The 20,646-nt window shown below is 67.2% G+C and carries 24 protein-coding genes; 12 read left to right on the forward strand and 12 right to left on the reverse strand.

Annotated features, from left to right (window positions below):
* Positions 1-158 precede the first annotated feature (158 nt).
* From AC2YHT_RS15855 to AC2YHT_RS15865, 3 genes are read right to left on the reverse strand one after another with little or no spacing between them, the layout of a single operon-like run.
* A complete protein-coding gene (locus AC2YHT_RS15855; protein WP_487290746.1) occupies positions 159-476 on the reverse strand; it encodes a DUF3325 family protein in 318 nt (105 codons plus the stop codon).
* Entirely contained in the window at positions 466-2,094 is a 1,629-nt protein-coding gene (locus AC2YHT_RS15860; protein WP_487290747.1) for a PepSY-associated TM helix domain-containing protein, read from the reverse strand. Before AC2YHT_RS15860 ends, AC2YHT_RS15855 begins: the two co-directional genes overlap by 11 nt.
* Positions 2,091-2,399 carry a hypothetical protein gene (locus AC2YHT_RS15865; RefSeq protein WP_487290748.1) on the reverse strand — a complete coding sequence of 103 codons (309 nt, stop codon included), beginning with the start codon at positions 2,397-2,399 and terminating at the stop codon, positions 2,091-2,093. Before AC2YHT_RS15865 ends, AC2YHT_RS15860 begins: the two co-directional genes overlap by 4 nt.
* Before the next feature lie 157 nt (positions 2,400-2,556).
* On the opposite strand from AC2YHT_RS15865, the gene AC2YHT_RS15870 reads away from it, so the two are divergent.
* Entirely contained in the window at positions 2,557-4,821 is a 2,265-nt protein-coding gene (locus AC2YHT_RS15870) for a TonB-dependent siderophore receptor (RefSeq protein WP_487290749.1), read from the forward strand.
* A gap of 205 nt (positions 4,822-5,026) precedes the next feature.
* Here the strand turns inward: AC2YHT_RS15870 and AC2YHT_RS15875 are convergent, their stop codons facing one another.
* On the reverse strand, positions 5,027-5,392 hold the full coding sequence (locus tag AC2YHT_RS15875) for a PRC-barrel domain-containing protein (protein WP_487290750.1): 366 nt from the start codon (positions 5,390-5,392) through the stop codon (positions 5,027-5,029).
* A 212-nt stretch (positions 5,393-5,604) separates the two neighbouring features.
* Here AC2YHT_RS15875 and AC2YHT_RS15880 point away from each other — a divergent pair, with 212 nt between their 5' ends.
* Both AC2YHT_RS15880 and AC2YHT_RS15885 read left to right on the forward strand, forming a co-directional pair.
* Positions 5,605-5,766: a hypothetical protein gene (locus AC2YHT_RS15880; protein WP_487290751.1), complete on the forward strand. Its 162-nt coding sequence runs from the start codon at positions 5,605-5,607 to the stop codon at positions 5,764-5,766.
* 79 nt (positions 5,767-5,845) lie between these two features.
* Positions 5,846-6,427 (forward strand): hypothetical protein, encoded by a 582-nt coding sequence (locus AC2YHT_RS15885; RefSeq protein WP_487290752.1) that lies wholly within the window; start codon positions 5,846-5,848, stop codon positions 6,425-6,427.
* 5 nt (positions 6,428-6,432) lie between these two features.
* Here the strand turns inward: AC2YHT_RS15885 and AC2YHT_RS15890 are convergent, their stop codons facing one another.
* Positions 6,433-7,020, reverse strand: coding sequence for a DUF4303 domain-containing protein (locus AC2YHT_RS15890; protein ID WP_487290753.1), 588 nt, complete (start codon positions 7,018-7,020; stop codon positions 6,433-6,435).
* A gap of 270 nt (positions 7,021-7,290) precedes the next feature.
* Here AC2YHT_RS15890 and AC2YHT_RS15895 point away from each other — a divergent pair, with 270 nt between their 5' ends.
* On the forward strand, positions 7,291-9,036 hold the full coding sequence (locus tag AC2YHT_RS15895) for a histidine kinase famiy protein (RefSeq protein WP_487290754.1): 1,746 nt from the start codon (positions 7,291-7,293) through the stop codon (positions 9,034-9,036).
* A gap of 141 nt (positions 9,037-9,177) precedes the next feature.
* Positions 9,178-9,606 (forward strand): response regulator, encoded by a 429-nt coding sequence (locus AC2YHT_RS15900; RefSeq protein ID WP_487290755.1) that lies wholly within the window; start codon positions 9,178-9,180, stop codon positions 9,604-9,606.
* Between the two features lie 23 nt (positions 9,607-9,629).
* On the opposite strand, the gene AC2YHT_RS15905 is transcribed toward AC2YHT_RS15900, so the two are convergent.
* The 4 genes from AC2YHT_RS15905 to AC2YHT_RS15920 all read right to left on the reverse strand — a co-directional run bounded on the left by AC2YHT_RS15905 (position 9,630) and on the right by AC2YHT_RS15920 (position 11,456).
* Positions 9,630-10,019, reverse strand: coding sequence for a response regulator (locus AC2YHT_RS15905; protein WP_487290756.1), 390 nt, complete (start codon positions 10,017-10,019; stop codon positions 9,630-9,632).
* A gap of 236 nt (positions 10,020-10,255) precedes the next feature.
* Entirely contained in the window at positions 10,256-10,549 is a 294-nt protein-coding gene (locus tag AC2YHT_RS15910) for a DUF3175 domain-containing protein (RefSeq protein ID WP_487290757.1), read from the reverse strand.
* Between the two features lie 272 nt (positions 10,550-10,821).
* Positions 10,822-11,094: a hypothetical protein gene (locus tag AC2YHT_RS15915; protein WP_487290758.1), complete on the reverse strand. Its 273-nt coding sequence runs from the start codon at positions 11,092-11,094 to the stop codon at positions 10,822-10,824.
* 74 nt (positions 11,095-11,168) lie between these two features.
* The gene (locus AC2YHT_RS15920) at positions 11,169-11,456 is read right to left on the reverse strand and encodes a hypothetical protein (RefSeq protein WP_487290759.1); all 288 of its coding nucleotides are present in this window, start codon (positions 11,454-11,456) and stop codon (positions 11,169-11,171) included.
* Between the two features lie 197 nt (positions 11,457-11,653).
* Between AC2YHT_RS15920 and AC2YHT_RS15925 the strand changes: the two genes are divergently transcribed.
* The 5 genes from AC2YHT_RS15925 (at position 11,654) to AC2YHT_RS15945 (ending at position 14,122) form a co-directional block, all read left to right on the forward strand.
* Positions 11,654-11,974, forward strand: coding sequence for a plasmid stabilization protein (locus AC2YHT_RS15925; protein WP_487290760.1), 321 nt, complete (start codon positions 11,654-11,656; stop codon positions 11,972-11,974).
* A 141-nt stretch (positions 11,975-12,115) separates the two neighbouring features.
* Complete coding sequence (locus AC2YHT_RS15930; RefSeq protein WP_487290761.1) at positions 12,116-12,667, forward strand: type 1 glutamine amidotransferase domain-containing protein; 552 nt, start codon at positions 12,116-12,118, stop codon at positions 12,665-12,667.
* Positions 12,668-13,042: 375 nt separating this feature from the next.
* On the forward strand, positions 13,043-13,525 hold the full coding sequence (locus AC2YHT_RS15935) for an Hsp20 family protein (RefSeq protein WP_487290762.1): 483 nt from the start codon (positions 13,043-13,045) through the stop codon (positions 13,523-13,525).
* A 10-nt stretch (positions 13,526-13,535) separates the two neighbouring features.
* Positions 13,536-13,799, forward strand: a complete 264-nt coding sequence (locus tag AC2YHT_RS15940) for a hypothetical protein (protein ID WP_487290763.1) — start codon at positions 13,536-13,538, stop codon at positions 13,797-13,799.
* Positions 13,800-13,870: 71 nt separating this feature from the next.
* Positions 13,871-14,122 (forward strand): hypothetical protein, encoded by a 252-nt coding sequence (locus tag AC2YHT_RS15945; RefSeq protein WP_487290764.1) that lies wholly within the window; start codon positions 13,871-13,873, stop codon positions 14,120-14,122.
* 424 nt (positions 14,123-14,546) lie between these two features.
* On the opposite strand, the gene AC2YHT_RS15950 is transcribed toward AC2YHT_RS15945, so the two are convergent.
* Positions 14,547-17,066, reverse strand: coding sequence for an ABC transporter permease (locus AC2YHT_RS15950; protein WP_487290765.1), 2,520 nt, complete (start codon positions 17,064-17,066; stop codon positions 14,547-14,549).
* A complete protein-coding gene (locus AC2YHT_RS15955) occupies positions 17,063-17,752 on the reverse strand; it encodes an ABC transporter ATP-binding protein (protein ID WP_487290766.1) in 690 nt (229 codons plus the stop codon). The genes AC2YHT_RS15950 and AC2YHT_RS15955 overlap by 4 nt, the downstream gene beginning before the upstream one ends.
* Before the next feature lie 57 nt (positions 17,753-17,809).
* Here AC2YHT_RS15955 and AC2YHT_RS15960 point away from each other — a divergent pair, with 57 nt between their 5' ends.
* Entirely contained in the window at positions 17,810-18,454 is a 645-nt protein-coding gene (locus AC2YHT_RS15960) for an arylesterase (protein WP_487290767.1), read from the forward strand.
* Between the two features lie 299 nt (positions 18,455-18,753).
* Here AC2YHT_RS15960 and AC2YHT_RS15965 read toward each other — a convergent pair whose 3' ends face one another.
* Positions 18,754-19,908 carry a vWA domain-containing protein gene (locus AC2YHT_RS15965; RefSeq protein WP_487290768.1) on the reverse strand — a complete coding sequence of 385 codons (1,155 nt, stop codon included), beginning with the start codon at positions 19,906-19,908 and terminating at the stop codon, positions 18,754-18,756.
* A 293-nt stretch (positions 19,909-20,201) separates the two neighbouring features.
* Here AC2YHT_RS15965 and AC2YHT_RS15970 point away from each other — a divergent pair, with 293 nt between their 5' ends.
* The gene (locus AC2YHT_RS15970) at positions 20,202-20,645 is read left to right on the forward strand and encodes a VOC family protein (RefSeq protein ID WP_487290769.1); all 444 of its coding nucleotides are present in this window, start codon (positions 20,202-20,204) and stop codon (positions 20,643-20,645) included.
* The last annotated feature ends 1 nt before the right edge of the window (position 20,646 follow it).

Genomic DNA, 20,646 nt, shown 5'->3' on the forward strand with positions numbered 1-20,646 from the left:
ATTGGCACGCCGGGCCCAGGAGCGTCGTGTTCCTGGCACTGAACCAATGTCCGCAAATGGCGCGGCGTAGACCAGTCGCTACGCCCCTTTGGAATTCATGATCAGCCGGGCGTGTTTTCATGGCGTTGCATTCTTAGCACGACGCTAGGTCTTCCCGATCAAAGGAGCGCCAAGAAGACGGCGACGACAAAGGCGCCGCCGGCTAGGATCGCCGCCAGCCTTGGCCACCACGAAAGCAGCAGCACCAGCAGCGACACGGCCACGCACATCTGGCCGACCCAGGTGGTGACGCCGAGCGGCGCGCCCAACCGAGCCACGGCGGTCGTGGCCGCCAACGCTAGCAGCACCCAACCCAGGATCCGCAGCACGCGCTGCGAGGGCAGGGCCTTCCAGGCCAGACTGCTTCCATGCTTCTTCATGGCTAGGGCCATGCAGGTGAACGCCGCGAAGGTGATCAGGCCGCTCTCAAAGGGCATCGACGCCCTCCTTGATCGGCGCTGGCGCAGGACTGGCCGTCACGGGCGCGCGGATGGACGCCTTACGCTTGGGTGGCTGCGGTTTGCGCGAGGCCTTGAAGGCGGCCAGCCCGCACAGCGCGGCGATGGCCAGCATGGCCAGATCGAAGCCGGCGAACAGCCAGTCGCCGGTGCACAGGCTGGCGACCAGTCCGCGATCGGTTGTCACGGCGTTGGCCACCGGCAGGGCGGCGAAGGTCAGCGTCGCCAGGCTCAGGGTCTCGATCCAGGCGCGCCGGGCTGGACGCAGCAGCGAGACCACGGCCAGGCCGAACCAAGTCCAGAACATCGCCTTGACCTCCAGTTCCGCGCGGCCGGGCAGATCTGCGGGGATCAGGCGATTGGCCAGCAGATAGGCGGCCATGCCGCTGGGCAGGCAGGCGATGGCGCCGATGTTCAGCCGTTCCACCAGCCTTAGCCCGAAGAACGGGGCGGCGTTCGGCTTGCGGCGCTTGACCACCCAGAGGACGAGGCCCGTCCCGACCATGGCCGCGCCGGTCAGTCCGAGCAGGAAATAGACCCAGCGCAGGGCCGGGCCGGCGAAATGGCCCAGGTGCAGGCCCAGCATGACGCCGGCCGTGGCGATCGCCGGGCCGGGCGATGGCGAACGTGACAGCTCCTGACCCGTGGCGCCGGAGAAGGTGATCGAGTCCGGCCGCGCATTCAGCCGGCCTTCGGTGGCGCGCAGCAGGGTGACGGTCGAAGCCGCGTCGCCCGGATTGCGGATGACTACGGTGCGGGGAGCGTCGCCGCTCCAGGCCCGTCCGGCCGCCTGGATCATCGGACCGACCGGCAGCAGCGGCGCCGGCGTTCCCGAAGCCTTGGCCTCGGCCGGCGCGCCATAGGCGGCGGCCGTGAAGGCGTCGGGCTTGTCGAAATTGGCCTTCATCGGCCAGGGCATGTACATCGCCACCAGCGTGATCAGGCCGGTGTAGGTGATCATGGCGTGGAACGGCAGGGCCAGCACCGCAGAGGCGTTGTGCGCATCCAGCCAGCTACGCTGGCCCTTGCGCCAGCGCAGGGTGAAGAAGTCCACGAAGATGCGCTTGTGGGTGATCACGCCCGAGATGATCGCCGTCAGCATGAACATCGCGCAGATCCCGGCCAGCCAGCGTCCCCAGGGATGCGGCAGCTGGAGCTGGAAGTGGAAGCGATAGAAGTGCTCGCCGCCGCGCGTGTCGCGCGCCTCCAGCGCCTGGCCGGTGGCCGGGTCCAGCTTCAGTTCGGGGCGGCGGGCCGGCGGCTTTTCGGGATTGGGCTTGGCGCGGGCGAACACCCGGGTCACGGCCGTGCGGTCGTCGGGCAGGTAGATGAACCACTGCTGGTCGTCGGGTGTGGTCGCCTGCATGTGGGCGATCGCCGCCTGGGCGGCCTGCTCGGCAGGCACCGAGGCCGAACGCAGTTCCGGCTGCATCCATTGGGTGATCTCGGGGCGGAAGTAGCTGGCCGTGCCCGTCAGGAACATGGCGAACAGGATCCAGCCGGCCAGCAGGCCAAGCCATGCGTGGATCCAGGCCATGGACTGGCGCAGGGCGCGAGCCGGCGGGGCAGGGGCGGGGAAGGTCGACCGAACGTTCACGCTCGGGCTCCCAGCAGCAGCACCGCTGCGCCGGCGACCAGCGCCGAGCCCCAGATCGCGGCCGTCACGATGGCCAGTCGGCGCTCATGGAAGGCCCACAGGCCAAGACCCGCGAAGGCCAGGAACGACAGGATCATGCCCCAGGCCGAGGCCTCGGCCGGGGCGATCGGCAGCAGGCGGGCCAGCAGCGAGGCCAGCGCCGCGGCGGCCACATAGCCGCCGAACAGGGCGGTGAGGGCGCGGGCGGTCATCCGCGCCACGCCGGGCCACGCGGCCGCCTGTTTCGCTGATCGATCGTTGTTCACGCACCCTCCGAAAGTTGGCTTGCGCCTAACAACTCGTTTCGATAGTTGCAACTCATTATCAATCTTATCGACAATCTTGACGAGGGTCTGCATGGTCATCCGTTCCAAAACCGCGCGTGGCGCGAACGCCAATGCCGGGGTCTTGCGAGGGCTGGCCGTGACCGTCGCCGCCGCGGCGGCGCTGCAGGGGCTGGGCGCGACCGCCGCCTGGGCCGATGACGCCGATAACGACTCCAACACTGTCGAGCGAGTCGAGGTGACCGGCCTGAAGGCGCGTCGCGCGGCCGCCGGCACGAAGACCGAGACCGCCCTGATTGAGACGCCGCAGAGCATCACCGTCATCGACGGCGACGAGCTTTCGCGCCGCAACGTGCAGTCGATCAACCAGGCCCTGGGCTTCGTCGCCGGCGTTTCGCCCAACCAGCGCGGCGGCATGGTCACGCGCTATGACCAGCTGGTCGTGCGCGGCTTCGCGCCGGGCGTCTTCCTGGACGGCATGCGCCTGATCGCCGGCCCATATTCGACACCGCAGATCGACTTCAACCGCATCGACCATATCGACATCGTCAAGGGTCCGGCCTCGGTGCTCTACGGCAATTCCACGCCCGGCGGCCTCGTGAACCTGACCAGCAAACTGCCGGAAGAGGGCAGCTTCGGACGCATCGAAGGCCAGCTCGGCAACTTCGACACCCGCCGCGCGGCCGTCGACGTCAACGCCCCGCTCGACAGCCAGGGCAAGTGGCTGGGCCGCATCCTGGCCGGCTGGCAGAAGGGCGACGGCATGACCGAGGGCACCTTCAGCGAGCGCTATCACGTCAGCCCGATGGTGACGTTCGAACCGACCGCCGACACCAGCCTGACCCTGGTGGGCACCTACCAGCGCTCGCCCAGCGGCGGCGGCTATTCGGGCGTTCCGGCCTTCGGATCGGTGCTACCCAACCCGTTCGGAAAGCTGCCGCGCGATATCAACACCGGCGATCCCGGCTACGAGCGCTACGACCACAAGGCAGGGTCGGTGGCGGCCTTCTTCCGCCATGACTTCAACGAGCACCTGACCTTCCGCTCGAACGCCCGCTTCCAGAACAACAAGCTGTCCTACCGCCAGCTTTATGTCGGCGGCTTCGCCACCACGGGCGTTGGCGCGGCTCGCAACACCGACTATTCGACGATCATCCGGGGCGGCGGCGGCGCCGACGAGGACTTCGACACCCTGACGCTCGACAACCAGGTCAGTGCCCGCTTCGAGATCGGCGCGATCAAGCACCAGGTGCTGGCCGGCTTCGACTACCAGAAGATCACCGGCGAGAACTTCCAGCAGTTCAACACCGGCCAAACCAGCAATCCGCTGACCAGCATCCCCAACCTGTCGCTGTTCGCGCCAACCTATGGCGGCACGCTGCCCAGCATGGACCTTACCGTCCTGTCGACGGCCTATGTGAACACCTACAGTCGCCGCGAGCAGAAGGGCCTCTACGCCCAGGACCAGATGACCATCGGCCGGCTGCAACTGATCGCCAGCGGTCGCTACGACTGGTACGAGCAGGTCACCGACAACAAGAAGAACAACACCTCCAGCACACTGGAGCAGAACGCCTTCACCATGCGGCTGGGCGGGCTCTACGACCTGGGCGCGGGCCTGGCGTCCTATGTCAGCTATTCGGAATCCTTCGAGCCCCAGGCCGGCACGACCTGGCAGGGCGAGGCCTTCGTGCCCGTCACCGGCCGCCAGCTGGAGGGGGGGCTGAAGTACCAACCCAAGGGCACCTCGGCGCTATTCACCCTGGCCGCCTACCAACTGGAGCGACGCAAGGTTCCGGTCGCCGACCCGCAGGCCGGCACGAACGGCATCCCGGCCAATTCGCAGATCCAGATCGGCGAGGTTCGCGTGCGCGGAGTCGAGCTGGAGGGCCGGGGGGAGGTCTCGCGCGGTCTGAACGTGGTGGCCGCGCTCAGCTACACCGACGCGATCATCACCCAGGGCGCGCCGGCCATCGCGGCCACCGCCACCAACAGCGGCACCCCGACCACCACGGGCACCCGGCAGCTGGGCGTGCCGGAGTGGGGCGCCTCGACCTTCGTCTCCTACGACCTGGGCCGCGCCGGCCGGGTCGCGGGCCCGGCGGCGGGCCTGCGTCTGGGCGGGGGGCTGCGCTATGTCGGCGGCTCGGACGGCACGACGACCTATGCGGTGATCAACAACGTCACCACCTTCCAGCGCTTCCACACCGACGGCTTCATCCTGGTCGACGCCCTGATCGGCTACGACCTGGGCGCTGCCAAAGCTGAGCTGAAAGGTTGGGAAGCGGCCCTGAACGCGGCCAACCTGTTCGACAAGCGGCACATCTCGGCCTGTCCGTTCAGTAATAGCTGTTACTTCGGCTCCGCCCGCACGGTAACGGCGACACTGCGCTACAGCTGGTAGACTGCTTCGGCTGGCGGCCAGCTGGCCGCCAGCCGAAGCAGGCATTGGTGTCCGATCTGCAATCAGCTGCCGCTTAACCCTGCATGACCGTGAAGGTCGCCTTTCTGGAGCCGCTAGAGCTTCTGCTCGTGGCGCCAAGGCGACGCTCGGGCGCTCCGCCGAAAGGAACTGGCACGCTCGTTTGCCAAGCGCGCCAGTCCGGGGCCTAGCCTTTCCAGTCTGGAAGCGCGGCCAGCTGCGCCTTGGTCAGCTTGGTTCGAATAATGTGATCCTCCGGATCGCCCGGCTCTGGAGCGACGGACACGTCCGCCAGCGCGACGACGACCTTCTTGTCGGGTCCCATTCGGTCGATCTCGATGACGATCGCTGTCGGCTTCCCAGCGGCGTCGAGCAAAACGTGCTCGACCTCGCCGGCCTTGCGATTGGCCGAGTCGATCACGTCAGCGTCCTCGATGTGGCCGACCGTGAAAGCGCCCTTGGCGGGCTGGGCCTCGTTGCGGGCGATGGTTGTCTGCGCCAGTGCGCCGGTGGCGATGGCGGCCAGGGACAGGCCAAGGATGGCGGTCTTCATGGGCTAACTCCTTGTGACAGGGGCTCGGATAACGTGACCCGAGCGTCGCGCGTTGCCTGCAAAGCGCCAGGCAGCGGCGAGCCCGCATATTGCCAAAGGCCATCTGACAGCCCCCTGACGACCAGGTGGCGAGGCCGGGGCGCACTCCGGTCGTACTCGATCGCGGGAGCCTTTCCGATTGTCGGGGATTGGGGGCGGGAGAGGAGACCGCCATGACGGACAGCAACAAGGCAACGCCTACGCCAAAAAATCCGCCCGCTGGGGAAAGACCAGCTGGCCAGGAGGCGCCGCTGCCGCCCGAGCTCGACCCCAACAAGAAAACCAACGCGACCCATGATCCGACAGCGGACGACCCGGGCAACGGCGCAGATTAAACCCTGGATGACCTCGCCACACGTCACTTGGCGCCTAGAGCAGCGTGCGCCCGCTAGCGTCCATGACTAAGGAATGCCCATGCTGTCTCGCGCCGTCGTTGTCGGTCTGTTTTCGGTCCTGGCGCTGGCCGCCTGTGGCGAACGTTCCGCCGCGCCTGCGTCGCGGACTTCGGGCGCGCGCGGTGGGGCAGTAGCGTCGCCGAGCGCGCCGATACAGGCCGCGCCCAGTGCGAGCGCTTCCCGTGCTGATCTACCGACAGCCTCGGTAACCGCTGAGGGCGCTTCCGAGCGCGACGTGCTGATCAAGCCGGCACGGGACTTGGGCGGCGCTCTGCCGCTCAAGCACGGCATCTTCGTCGCGGCCGACATTTCCTGCGGCGATCCGCCAAACGCCTCCCTGCGTCGCTACGACGGGGAAGGCCTGAGCGGCGCCCACACGCATGCCTGCCGGATCAAGGTTCTGGCCAAGCGCGGCTCTTCATACGACTTCGAGCAATCGTGCATCGACGCAGGCCAAGGCCCTGGACCTCGTTCGATCGAGAAGGCGACCATCGACATCCAGGACTCACCTTCACGCTCAGGCGCGGCGGTGCGGGCGAAGCATTCCGATATTGCTCTGCGTCGATGTTGCCGCCAGCGCTTCGGAATTGGTGATCAATAGGCCCATCAGCCTCCAGTTTCAGTCGACCACGGGACGGCGGCTTCTGGCGCAGCGCTGCCGCTTCGGCCCAACCGCTGGCCGAATTCGGCAGCGAGCGTCGACCGATTCAGCCGCTGGACTGAATTCCGCTCGACCGCTCGCGCGGCCTCGCTGTCGGAGATCGTCACAAACAACGTCACACCTTCGAGCGCCTGCGCCCGTTCCGCCTGCAGATGGGCCAACGCATCGATCATCGCGTGGATGAGATGGTCGAAATAGAGGGCAAAGTCATCGTTCGAAGTGGCGCTTGCCGCAGTGAGGTCGCGATTGATATCCGCGAAAAGGTCGTCGCCGAAACCTTCGTACCCCCACTCGGCGGGCGCCCAGCGCAGATAGGTCGCGTAGTCAGAGCTCATGTCCTCGATCGCGGCCTCGGAGGCATGCTTCTCGGCGTAGCTTTCCTCGGTATTGGCGCAGAAACCCACGCTCATGCCGTCATCCGCTGTCTGGAGACAGACCGCATAGAGGCGTCGCCCTTCGAGCACGGAGCTCAACATGTCGACGGCCGCGATCGTCGCCGCGCGAAGTTCCCCTGCTGTGGCGATCCAATCCACGCCGGCTCCCTTTCGATCTCGGGAAGGCTAACACCCAAGTCTCCGCCGACAAGTTGTCTCAAGGGGGAAGGCGAGGGGCGGAGGCCGTCTCCTTACCCTAGTCGCTGAACGTCCGGTTCCTAGCGGTGCGCCGACGGCAGCAAATGGCGCGACCCGCCCCCAGCTTTAGGGGGCACGGTCGGGCGCCGGCTCGACAGATTGGGCGAACCTGATAAGGGCCCAGGCGTTGCGCATCGGGAAGGCGCAGCCAAGCTTGTCGGAGAAGGCCCCTTGAGTTCAGAAGACCACGATCGCGACCCCCGGCGCGACGTAGAGGGCGGGGGGCAAAGCAGTGGCGTTCCCGCCGCCGGCACGCTGGACAGCGGCGCGCCCGAGCCCTTGGGATCGCGCGGCCTTCGTCACTGGCGCGAGAGCACGATCACCGAGCCTGGGCTCGAAAGCCGCGGCAATGTGTTCTTCGCGGCGGTTGAGATGACCCGCATGCCGATGATCCTCACCGACCCCAATGTACCGGACAACCCGATCGTCTTCGCCAACAAGGCCTTTCTGGATCTGACGGGGTATGAGGAAGCCGAGGTGGTCGGGCGCAACTGCCGCTTCCTGCAAGGGGCGATGACGGATCGCGAGGCCGTGGCCGAGATGCGTCAGAGCATCGCCAAGGCCGAGGCGGTCTCGTTGGAGATCATCAACTACAAGCGGGACGGAACGCCATTCTGGAATGCGGTGTTCATCGGCCCGGTCTATGACACGTCCGGCAAGCTGCTCTACTTCTTCGCCAGCCAGCTCGATGTCAGCCGGCGTCGCAACAGCGAGCAGGCCCAGCGCCAGTCCCAGAAGATGGAAGCCATTGGCCAGCTGACCGCCGGCCTGGCCCACGACTTCAACAACCTGTTGCAGGTGGTCAACGGCAATCTGGAACTGCTGGCCTCGCGTCCCCTGGACGAGCGCAGCGTCCGCTATGTCGAGGCCGCGCGTTCGGCGGCCGAGCGCGGCGCCAAGCTCACTCGTCAACTCTTGGCCTTCGCTCGCAAGACCCGGCTGGAGCCGCAGGCCGTCGACATCTCGGCCCTGATCACCGAGTTTGGCGAGATCATCGAGAGCACGCTCGGCTCGCAGGTCGAGCTTCAGCTGAGCCTGCGTCGCAGGCTTCCGGCGGTGATGCTGGACGCCGACAATTTCGAGATGGCGTTGCTCAACATCGTCATCAACGCCCGCGACGCCATGCCCAAGGGCGGGCTGGTGACGATCACCACCTCGGCGCTGCATCTCAACGGCGACGCGGAGGCGCGCAACCTCCCCAGCGGCGACTATGTCGCCGTCGAAGTCCGCGACGAGGGGGAGGGCATGGCCGCCTATGTCGTCGAGCGGGCCACCGAACCGTTCTTCACCACCAAGGGCGTGGGCAAGGGTACGGGGCTGGGCCTGGCCATGGCCCACGGCTTTGTTCAACAGTCGCGCGGCCGCTTGGAGATCGACAGCGCGCCGGGGCATGGCGCCACCATCCGCATGTTGTTCCCGGTCACGCGCGATGTGGCCAAGATCCCGCCGGCGGTTTCGGGCCCAGCCCTGACAACGTCGGCCGCCGCGACGCCCGTCAGCGAGCACATCCTGGTGGTGGAGGACAATCTGGAGGTCCTCGAGCTGGCCCGCGAAATCCTCACGGGCGTCGGCTATCAGGTGACCATCGCGACGTCCGGAGATGAAGGCCTTGCGGTGTTCGAGGCCTCGCCGCAGGCGTTCGATCTACTGTTCAGCGACCTCGTCATGCCCGGTGGCATGAACGGCATCAGCCTGGCGGCGGAGATACAGCGGCGGCGACCGGAATTGCCCGTGCTCCTGACCACCGGCTACAATGAGGAGTTGGTCATCGACGGGCCCTCTCGCCCGGCGATGGACGTGATCGGCAAACCCTATCGGCGAACCGAACTGATCGATCGGGTGCGCCAAGCGCTGGAGCGGCGCGGTCAGGACAAGCCGCGCCGCAACGCCTCGGAGTTCGGCGCGGCGGAGGCTTAAAATTGGTTATGTCGCTGGCGGGCGCCAACCGCCGACGATCGTCTGTCGCCAAGCAACAAAACCGGGACCGGGCGGGTTACTCGAGAAGCCGACAAATCCGCCAGCCTTTGGACGGCGGATCGCCGGTTCGGGGCAAATGGAATGTCGGGCGATGAAACCGCAGTGGTGGCGGGCGAAGAGGCCGCGCCGCTGATCATACTCGTCGTCGAGGACGAGGTGCTTGTTCGCATGCTGGCTTGCGACATCTTGATGGAGGGCGGCCATCACGCGATCGAGGCCGTCGACGCCCAAGAGGCGCTTATCCTTCTGGAAGCCCGCCCTGACATCGCGGTGATGTTCACCGATGTCGATATGCCTGGCGAGATCAACGGCCTTGGTCTGGCTCGCTTGGCGGCCCTGCGATCTCCGCAACTGCCGATCATCGTCACCACCGGCGCGGCGGCGGTGGCCCCCGCCGACTTGCCGTCCAGCGCCCGGTTCCTGGCCAAGCCCTATTCGCCGTCTGTCTTGCTCGCGATGATCCAGGAGGTCACCACGACGGGGAAGGCGCCCCGCGCCGTTGATGAGTAGCAAGGCCAGTTTTCGGCCCAGCCTCAGGCCACCAGCCGTGGCGGCGCGAGCGAAAGCTGCTCATCCATCACGAAACTGAAGGATACCGGATCAAAGGGCTTTTCGATCGCCATATCCGCGCCAAGACCCACAGCCCAATCCAGAGCGTCCTTTCGGCGTAGGAAGCGTGATCCGGCGCTCATGGCGATAATCCGCGTATTTGGCCAGCGGCGTCTTATCGCCATGATGGTTTCGATACCGTCGCAATTGGGCATGATCATATCGACGAGCGCGATGCGGAACGGCTGCTTCTCAAATTGCGCGATCGCCTCCAAGCCGTCGGCGGCTTCGACGGCATCCAGGCCGCTGCCTTGAACAAGAATGCCGACGAGTTCTCGGATGAACGCGTCGTCGTCAGCCACCAGAACACGCATCATCGGCCTCCCGGAAGAATTGTTATTTTCAAGACCGCTATACTGAAATGCGAATTTCACTCATGGCGCCGGTTGTCGCATGTCTTGAAAATTGTGAAGCTTACGCCCTCGATCCCCGTCTAGGGTTGGCGAAACTGAATGGGCGCGAGACGCGTGCACCAACCGGCCAACGCTACGTGTCCGAAGTAGCGTTCAAGTCCGCTGCTAGAGCTGGCGCAGCGGCGCCGAACCTATCGCTAAGCCGGCTTGCGGCCAAACTGCTGGCGCAGTTCACCCTTGGCGGCGTTGAGCACCTGTTTGCGCTCGGCCGACAGGTTGTCGCCCGCGCGGTTGATGTAGAAGGTGAGCATCGACATCGCCGACTGGAACGGCGTGCCCTTGCGCCGGTGGCTATGCTCGGCCGAACGCTTGAGGGAGGCGGCGATTTCGGCCGGATCGTCCTGTTCGAAGAGGTTGGCCTTCAGGTCGAGCGCGTCACTCGTCTCGGTGACCTTGGCCGACCATTGATGGTCGTCAGCGACCTTGGGCATGAACAATTCCCTTCTGTGTTTGCCAATGGCTCTTCATCCGCTCACCCTTGGTTAGGACCGGACTTGAAGGTGTCGCCTACGTCCGCGGAGGCGCCGCCATCCGGCCCAGCCTTGGCCTGTGACCGCTTGCCCGTTCGCTGGACCGCTTTCCTCCCGCCCAGCGCCGTGAATTCGCCCGGGGGCTCCGCCTCGTTGGCCTTTCGGCCTTCGGCGTTCTGATCTGACATGATTTGTCTCCGTTCCAGGGCCTGTGCCTCAGCAAAGGCGTGGTGTTAGGCCTGGGCGTGCGACCCGACTGGCAAGATCGCGTCGCCTTTCGGCATCCACTCACCCGCCAATTGGCGCCTTAGATCCAAGATGCGCACGCGCGCACCACCGGGGTGCTTCGCCGCCAGCCGCCTGGCTTCCCGCTCGGCCTGTCCGCCCGTTTCGAAAAACAGAACTTCACAGGTGTCGCAGAGCTTGACCGACCAGCCCCCTTCAAACGGGGAGACCTCGAGAACGCAGGTCATCGTCGCCTCCGATTTCGCCGCGTCGATGGGCAAGGCTCACCACGTACGGGCGTACAACCAGGACCGTGTGCGGAAAGAGGGCCGCTCGAGAGCGGCCCTCAGTAGACTCAGCGTTCAACGCCGCCGTCGCCGGTGCGGCCCGGACGAATGTCGCCGTTACCGCCCGTCACACCGCCGTCGGTCAGGCCGTCCTGATCCGTCCCCTCGACGCCTTCATTGGGGCGGCGCTCACGATCGGCCTGCTGGTTTTGCTGACCTGGCTGGGCCTGCTGAGGGTTCTGGTCTTGCTGCTGGGGCTGGCGCGTTTCGCCCTGCTGGTTCTGCTGCCCGGCCTGCTGCCGCTGGGCGTCGTTCGGCTGTTGCTGCAGGCCTTGATTGTCGCGGTTCTCGCTCATGGTCGTCTGCTTCCCATCTTGATGTTGGCCGCGCCGATTGACGTGGCGAGAGGCAAACGATGCATGTCCGCCGCCTGTTCCTCTGTCGGAAATGCGACATCCGAACTTGAGCTAAACGACTGACTTTGCTGTGGGAACGGGGTGGGGCAGCGGGAATTTTGTGGGCGTTGCACCACCCATCTCAACGGAGACGTCAGATGCCTCAAGGTGACAAATCCAAATACACCGGCAAGCAGGAACGCAAGGCCGACCACATCGCCGAGGGCTATGAGGCCAAGGGCGTTTCGGAGAAGGAAGCCGAGCGACGGGCGTGGGCCACGGTCAACAAGGACGACGGCGGCGGCAAGAAGGAGGGCGGCTCCGGACGCGGCAAGTCCACGGGTCATCCGGCGGCGTATAAGGGCGGCAAGGCGGGTGGCGAAGCCTCGGCCCATCGTAGCGCCGCCGACCGCTCGGCCTCGGCCAAGAAAGCGGCCGCGACACGCAAGCGCAACGCCGAGCATCACGCCCATCCCTAGGGACATCTAGCGCCTTGAGCCGCGCCGAAATCACGGAAACGGTTTCTGGCATTTCCGCTGTCGGCGCCGATTGGAACCGCCGCTCGCCAGACCGGGTTTCCGCCAACACTTGATCCCTGCTGCTTACCGAGGAGTTCTCCCATGCCCGATCAAACCCTGGCCGGCCGCAAGGTCGCCGTGCTCGCCACCGACGGCTTCGAGCAGTCGGAACTGGAAAGGCCGGTCGAGGCCCTGAAGGCGGCCGGCGCGCAGGTCGAAGTCGTCTCGCCCAAGGGTGGGCAGATCCAGGGCTGGGAGCACCACGACAAGGGCCGCAAAGTCCCTGTCGATCGCGAACTCTCGGCCGCCAAGCCCGAGGACTACGACTGCATCGTTCTGCCGGGCGGAGTGATGAACCCCGACGCCCTGCGGCTGGAGCCCAACGCCATCGACTTCATCAAGCACTTCGTGACGACCAAGAAGCCGATCGCCGCGATCTGTCACGGGCCCTGGACGCTGATCAACGCCGGCGCCGTCGAGGGCAGGGAGATGACCTCGTGGCCGTCGCTGGAAGCCGACTTGAAGAACGCCGGCGCCAATTGGATCGACCAAGACGTGGTGGTTGACGACGGGCTCGTCACCTCCCGCAAGCCTGACGACCTACCGGCCTTCTGCGCCAAGATGGTCGAGGAATTCGCCGAAGGCCGCCACTAGGCTCTTGGCGCGGGCGACCATTGCGAGATGGGAAGGCGTGCTGAGCACGCGGCCTCTCTCAGCTTCCGCGTTTGGGGACTGAGGCGACAAGCCGCAAGTCTCCAAACGGGGGGTGTTTGGTCGCCGGGACCGCTCAGGATGAGCGTCGACCTAACCTCCAACCGGTGATGCAGTGCGGCCAGGTTCAGCCTCAGCTTCAGGGCGGGCAACGCTTTAGTTCCGGGATCGAAAAATTTCTGATGCGGGCGTCTTGACGCTTTTCCGCCGCGTCCTAATTCATCGCCTGCTTGCCGGGCGCCGACAGGGCCTGGCCTTGGGGCGCATAGCGCTTGGCTCGGCGCCCCTCATGTCCAACTTGCTTGCGAGGAGATGGAAATGAGCACCGTTTTTGATTTCAGCCCTCTCTACAGCTCCATGATCGGGGTGGATCGCATGGTCGATCTCGTCGAGACGGCGCTCCGCACCGAAGCGAGCGCCAGCTATCCTCCGTTCGACATTGAGAAGACCGGCGAGGCCGCCTACCGCATCTCGTTGGCGGTCGCCGGTTTCGCGCCGGCGGATCTCGAGGTCATGGCCGAGCCCAACCTTCTGGTGATTAAGGGGCGAAGGGCGGCGAACGAAGACCAGAGCGCGCGAACCTTCCTCCACCAGGGCCTGGCCCACCGCGCTTTCGAGCGCCGATTCGAGCTGGCCGACTATGTCATCGTCAAGGACGCCGTCCATGCCCATGGCGTCTTGTCGATCGATCTGGTCCGTGATGTGCCCGAGGCCTTGAAGCCCAAGCAGGTTCCGATCGGGGTCGGTGCACGCCAGCAGGCGTTGGAGCTCAAACCGGCCAAGACCCAAAAGGCCGCATAAGGAGCTGGCCATGCGCACGCACACCAATGCGTCCCACCGGGCGGGTCCATGGCCCGTTCGTCCGGCGGTCGGCTTCCTCCACCCCTTGGAGGTGCTGAAGGATCAGGATCTCGATCTCGCCGAAAAGCGCGAAATCCTGGCGGCCTGGGCTTCTGACGCCTGCGCGGTCGAGCATCGGCCCAGTCAGAGATGGCTCTTGGGAACGCCCGGGCCTGTGCCGCTCAGCGAGGTGCTGTCCGCGCTGCGCCGCCTGGACCGCGACATGTTTTCTTGAGTTGGGGCGGGCGGCCGGCCAGCGGAGGGCCGGCCGCCACTTCGCCCCGCTCACTGCTTTGCGTTATGACCATGCCTTGTTTCATCTTTGTCGAGCCGTCGAGCGACGGCTGGATCGTTCGCGGCGACTTTAGCGGCGGTCCTCTCCAGTTTGCCACCGGCGCCCGCGCCGAGCAGGCCGCGCGTGACTTGGCCCATCGCCTGGCGGACGCCGGCGAGCCTGTGGTCTTGGACATCAGGCTGCGCGATGGCGCGCGCGCCGGCCGCTTCCTGTTTCCACCGCACGCGGCGGAGACGGAAGCAGCCTCGGCGCTGCGCGCTTAGCTAGGCCGCAACCGATCCAGCCGTCGCCCGCATTCGCCGCAAGGCGGCTAAGTCTGCAACCGCCAGGGCGAAGGGCGACCCCTGGCTGAGCGATCTCTGCCTCGGTCCATTGCTCACGATTGATTTGATCGGCGACCAGACCCGCCTGCTGGTGGAAGGCGCATGGCCTTCCAGCAAGCCTAGGAGGGCATGGTTACCCGCCCAACGCCGGGCGCCCTCGCCGTGAATCCAGCAACCGAGGAGGCAATGTCGGTCCGATCGCAAGGCGGCGGGATCGACGGGGCGGCGCTCGTTGAGGGCCGCGACGAGCGCTTCGCGAATGTGGTGGTGTGCGTGTTCCTGGCGCGACCCGGTCTGGGATCAAACCTCCCGATCGGCGGAAAACGTCGCTAGACTGTCTTGGCGGCCGGCACGAATTTAAGATTTACTCGCCCCTCAACACGGGCGCCGGGCGTTGAGACAACGCCAGGCCGGCGGCGATCAGTCCGCCCAGGGTCGCCAGGCCGGTCGCGCCGGCAAGCAGGGCCAGGACGCCGCTCCAGTCGACGCTCCAGCTGGCCTCGAACACCTTGACGACCACTGGCCAGGCGGCGGCGAAGCCGAGCAGCACGCCCGCCGCGCCGGCGATCAGCCCGACCGCGCCATACTCGATGACATAGGCGAGCAGGATCTGGCCGCGCGTGGCGCCCAGAACCTTCAGGGTCGCGGCCTCGCGGGCTCGGGCGCGCGCTCCGGCGGCGATGGCGCCTACCAGCACCAGGAGGCCGGCCAGGCCGGCGACGCCCGCCGCGCCGCGAACGGCCAAGGCTAGGCGGTCGAACAGGGCTGCCGCTGCGTCCAGCTGCTCGCGGACGCTGATCACGTTGACGCCCGGAAAAGCCTCCCCGAGGCTGCGGGTCAGGGCCGCTTCCTGGCCGCGGCTCAGGCGGGCGATTGCGACGCTGCGCAGCTCCGCGCCCTCCAGGGTCGCGGGGTTGAAGATCAGGTTGAAGTTGGGCCCGAAGCCGCCGAAGTCAACCTTGCGCAGCACCGCGATCCGCGCCTCGATCTCGCGGCCCAGAACCAGCACGGTGATCGTGTCGCCGACCTTGAGGTCGGCCGCCTGGGCGATCTCGGCGCTTAACGCCACCTTCGGCGGACCGGCGTCGTTCGCGGACCACCAGCGGCCGGCGACCACGCCGGCGTTGTTCGGCTCCCTGGCCAGCAACGAGAGGCTGAGGTCGTTGTCGAAGGCCCAGCGCTCGGACGCCTTGATGGTCTTGGTGTCGATCGGCTTGCCCTTGAGAGCGATGATCCGGCCCGTGGCGAAAGGCATGCGCAGATAGGCGTCCGCGTGCAGCGGGCCCGTCACCCCGGCCACGGCGGCGTCGAAGGCGGCGACGCGGTCACCGGGGATCTCGGTGAAAATCATGGCCGGGGCGGTCCGCGGGGCCACGTCGCTGACCTGGGCCAGCAGCGCCGACTGGATCAGCACCACGCAGGCCAGGAGGGCCACGCCCAGGCCGATGGCGGGACTGGCGGTCCGCGCCGCTGAGCGCGGTCCGGCCAGGTTGGCGAGGCCCAGTTTGGCGAGACCGCGCGTCAGGCCGCGAACCCTTCCCGCCAGCCAGGCGGCCGAGCGGCCGAGCACGGCCAGCAGGCCGAAGGCGACCATAACGCCCGCGATCATGATCGCCGCCGCCAGCGGGGTCGGCGCGGTGGCCACGGCCAAGGCCGCCAGGCCGGCGCCCGAGAGGGCCGCGCCGAGCGTCTCGAACCCGAGCGGCAGGCGGGCCTTGGGCGCACGTCGAAACAGGGCCGAGGGCGGGGTGGCCCGGGCTCTCGCCAGCGGCAGCAGCGAAAAGGCGGCCGCCGCCAGCATGCCGAACAGCCCAGCCTTGGCCAGGGGCCACGGATAGACTTTGAACAGCGCCGGGATCGGCAGGCTGGAGCCGGCCAACTGGCCCAGGACCAGCGGCGCCAGCGCCCCGACAACCAGGCCGATCGTCACGCCCAGCAGGGCCAGCGCCGCGATCTGGATCAGGTGAAGGTCGCGGATCAGGCCGCTCTCCGCGCCCAGGGCCTTGAGCACGGCGATGGCCGGCTCCCGGGTCGACAGATAGGCCGAAACCGCGCCGGCCACGCCCAGGCCGCCGGCCACCAGCGACGCCAGGCCGATGAAGCCGAGGAAGTATTCTAGTTGGTCGATCAGCCGTCGCGCGCCGGGCGCGCTGTCGAGACGGTCACGGACCCGCAGGTGCGAGTCCGGCAGCGCCGCCTGCACGGCCTTGCCGACGGCGCGCGGGTCCTGGTTCGGCGCCAGGGCGATGCGCACGGCCCGTCCGGACAGGCCGCCCGGCGCCAGCAGGCCGGACCGTTCCAGGACGTCGCGGCGGACCAGCAGGCGCGGCGCCATCGAGAAACCGCGCGATAGCCCGTCGGGTTCGCTGATCAGCTTGGCCCGCACGACCAGGGTGATGGGGCCGGCCTCGAACCGGTCGCCGATCTTCAGGTGCAGGCGGTCCAGCAGCGCCGGCTCCACCGCCGCCCCGGGCAGGCCGTCCCGGTCGGCCAGGGCGGTCGCAAGGTTGGGCGCGCCCTCCAGGGTCACTGCGCCCGCCAAGGGGAAGCGCGCGTCCACGCCGCGCAGGCTGACCAGGCGGCGCTCGCCGCTCGGCGTCTGGGCCATGGCGCGTGCCAAGGCGGCGTAGGTCGTGACTCCCAGCTTGTCGAAGGCCGCGCGTTCCTGGTCGGTGAAGTCGCGGTTCTCGGCCGAGAACGACAGGTCGCCGCCGAGAATCTCGCGCGCCTGGCTGGCCAGGCCCTGGCGGAAGGCCTCGGCGGTGGAGCCGGCGGCGGCGATGGCGGCCACTCCCAGCGCCAGGCAGGCCAGAAAGATGCGAAAGCCGCGCACGCCAGAACGCAGCTCGCGGGCGGCCAGGCGGAAGGCGAGGGGCGGCCTCACGAAGCGATGCGCCCGTCGGCCATCCGCACGATGCGGTCGGCGCGGGTGGCCAGGGCCTGGTCGTGCGTGACCATGACCAGGGCCGCCCCGACCTCGGCGACGAGGTTGAACATCAGGTCCGCGACGGACGTGGCGCTGACGCTGTCCAGGTTGCCCGTCGGCTCGTCGGCGAACAGCAGGGCGGGACGCGCGGCCAGGGCGCGCGCCAGAGCGACGCGCTGCTGCTCGCCGCCCGACAGCTGGTGGGGATAGTGGGTCAGGCGAGCCGACAGGCCCACGCGGCCTAGCCAGTCCCGGGCGGTCGCCAGGGCGTCGTCGGCTCCGGCGATCTCCAGCGGCGTGGCGACGTTCTCCTCGGCGGTCATGTTGGGCAACAGGTGGAAGGACTGGAACACCAACGCGGCCCGGCCGCGCCGCAGCCGGGCCCGGCCGTCCTCGTTCAGCGTCGCCAGGTCCTGGCCGAACAGGCGAGCCGCGCCGGCGGTGGGGTCTTCCAGGCCGGCCGCGACCGCGATCAGCGACGACTTGCCCGAGCCCGACGGGCCGACCACGGCCACGCGCTCGCCGGCGTTCACCGTCAGGTCGACGCCCCGCAGGATGTTCACCGGTCCAGCGGCCGAAGGCAGGGTCAGGGCGACGGCGCTCAGGGCCAGGGGGGGAGCCGGGGGCGAGGGGTCGTCGGACATGGTGTTTCCTGCGAGGCCGGCCCTTGTTCGGCCGGCGGTCAGCCTACATAGGAAGGCATGGACCCGACCGCACAGCGTTTTCCAAGCCGTCGTCGTTTTTTGCTCGGCCTGGGCCTGCTGACCCAGATCGCCGCCGCGCCGAAGCCGCCTGTCGTCACCGTCCTGGGCGACTCGATCACCGCGGGCCTGGGCCTGCCGGCGCGTGACGCCATGCCCGCGCAGCTGCAGGCCGCCCTAGGCCGGCTGGGCGTACCGGCGATGGTCCGGGCGGCTGGCGTCTCGGGCGACACCAGCGGCGGCGGGCTGGCGCGGGTCGGCTTCAGCGTCGCGGCCGACACCAGGATCTGCGTGGTCGCCCTGGGCGGCAACGACCTGCTGCAGGGCGTGGAGCCCGCCCAGACCAAGGCCAACCTGCGCGGCATCCTCCAGAAGCTGAAGGCGCGCAGGATCGACGCGGTCCTGGTCGGCGTGGGCGCGCCGTCGGCCATCGGGGCGGCCTACGCCCGCGAGTTCAACGCGATCTACGCCAGCCTGGCGCGCGAGTTCGGCGTGCCGCTCTACGCCAACATCCTTGCCGGGGTGAACACGAACGCCGCCCTCATGCAGCGGGACGGCGTCCATCCCAATGCGGGCGGAGCCAGACGGATCGGCGAGGCCTTGGCGCCGATCGTGGCCAAGGCGCTGAAGGCCCGCGTTGGCTAGCTCCTTGATGGCGACGCGGATTGGCGCCCAGGGACTATTGATGCGCAGCTTCGGCTGCGACCTTAGCAGGCTTCAAAGAAGCAGACGCGTCTTCCCGCCCTCAGTGAAGACCCTCGTAGGAACCTGACGCTTTCGACGTCCTCCATGGGGCGGCGCCGGTTTTCTCCCGCCGGGTGCTGAACGTCGCATTCCTGGAGGTGGGCCAATGTCAGCTCATGGCGCGGTTCAGGCGCAGCGCCGCCTCTGAGCTTACAGGGCAGGGTGGGTTGTGGACCTTGCCTGGAGTATAGGAGGGCTGTTCAGCGGTTCGCATTCGCCGCTGAATCGATGCTCCGCTTTGCCCCAGCCTCTGCGTTGGTAAGTTCGGCCCGATAGGCCTCGTCCCTCGTCCGCAGCGCATCGTGGCGCGCTTTCAGTAAGGCTCTGGCTTCCTCCGCGAAGGATAAGGGGCGGCCAGCCACCTGGCGATCCGAGAGGTCGCTGGACATTGCGACATGCTCTTCGGAGACGAGGCCGCTTATGCATACATGGGTGTCGCTGATGGCCCTGCTGGTGGCAACGTGATTATCGCTGGTGGCCGACCAGGTCGCGACGTGGTTGTCCGATCGCCGCATCCATTCCCGCACTTGCGCCGATCTCTCGAGCTCCGCCTCGTTGGACAGGTTGACGAACCCGCCGCCGCCCGCGCGCGCGACCGCGGTCAATTTGGCAGCCTCGCCCGACGGCAGGTTGAAGCCGATGACATTGACGATCGCCCGCGTGCGGCCCCCGTTGATCCGACGTGCGACCGCCACGGGATCGCCGTCGCACGTCTCTTCCCCGTCCGACACGACATAGATGACCTGCTCCCCGGGCGTAGCGGAGGCGGCCAGCAGCGCCTCGGCGCGATCGAGCCCGGCTGCGAGCGGCGTCCAGCCGACTGCGCGGACCTGTCCCAGCGCCGTGCGGAGGCTCCCCCGGTCCGCCGACATCGGCGCGAGCACGTCGATGGTCGAGCAGGATTTCGCCTTGCCGGCCTGGCTGTTGTTTCCCTGTTGGCCGAAGACCAGCAGGGACGTCTGCACCGACGCGGGCAGTCCATCGACAAAGCCCAGCGCCGCCTCCCGCGCCAGTTCGAGCTTGGTCCGACCGCCCATTCGTCCGGCCATCGAACCGGACCCGTCGATCATCACGATCACGCGCGTCGGCGGGACCCGTGCGCCGATGGCCCCCGCGGGACCTTTCAGCGTCGGCTGTTGAAGCGCCACATCCTTTTTGAAGCACGCCTCCGGGTCCTTCTTCGTGAACTGGGCGACATAGGCCCGGGCCTCCGCAGAACCTATTTGGGATTTTCTCTCGGCCTTGAGCGGGTCGCGGTCGGTCGCGTCGCTCTTATCGTCCGAGGGGCCTCCGCAGCCGATCAGCGTAAGGGAAAGCATACAGCCCACAAGGCCACGAACAGGAATAACCATCATCTGCGTCGCCTCTCCATCAGCACGCGGCCGGTCGTAGGCAAGGCCCTAACTTAGGGGGATGCCATTCTTCGAGACCTTGATGCTGAACGTCCGGCTCCTGGAAGCGGTCCCAAGTTCGCTATTGGCGCCAGCCAGCCGATCCGCGACTTCGTCCGCAGCCGCCCAGGCTCGTGCAAACGCGATCTACAATCGCTGCTATAGCAATCGTTGCTTCCGGTGCGCGTTAGGCGGCACCCGATCTATAACGGTCACGCAGGGTCGGACCTGCTTGGGACCTGCGGGGAGCACCATGAATGAAGGCGTTCTTGAAGCCAGTATTCGCGATCGCCTTTGCGCTCGCCTGTCAGGCGGCGGCCATGGCTGAGCCGATCGGCCGTGTGACCGGCATTGGGGGCGTGTTCGTCAAAAGCAAGGATCCCAAAGCCCTGGCGAACTGGTATCGCGATGCCCTTGGCTTGGATGTCGCCGCTTGGGGCGGTGCGGCGCTGCCTTACGATGCGCCGGGCCACCCGCCTAAGATCTCCTGGATGGCCTTCCCAGACACCTCTGACCATATGGCACCATCAACGCGTGAGTTCATGGTCAACTTCGCCGTGGATGACATGGATACGATTATCACTCGGCTGCGGGCGTCAAACGTCGCCATTTTAAAGCGCGACGACGACAATGCCTTCGGACGGTTTGCTTGGGTGCAAGACCCCGACGGCACGCTGGTTGAGTTGTGGCAGCCTAAATGAG

Source organism: Caulobacter sp. SRI_008, assembly GCF_057586355.1.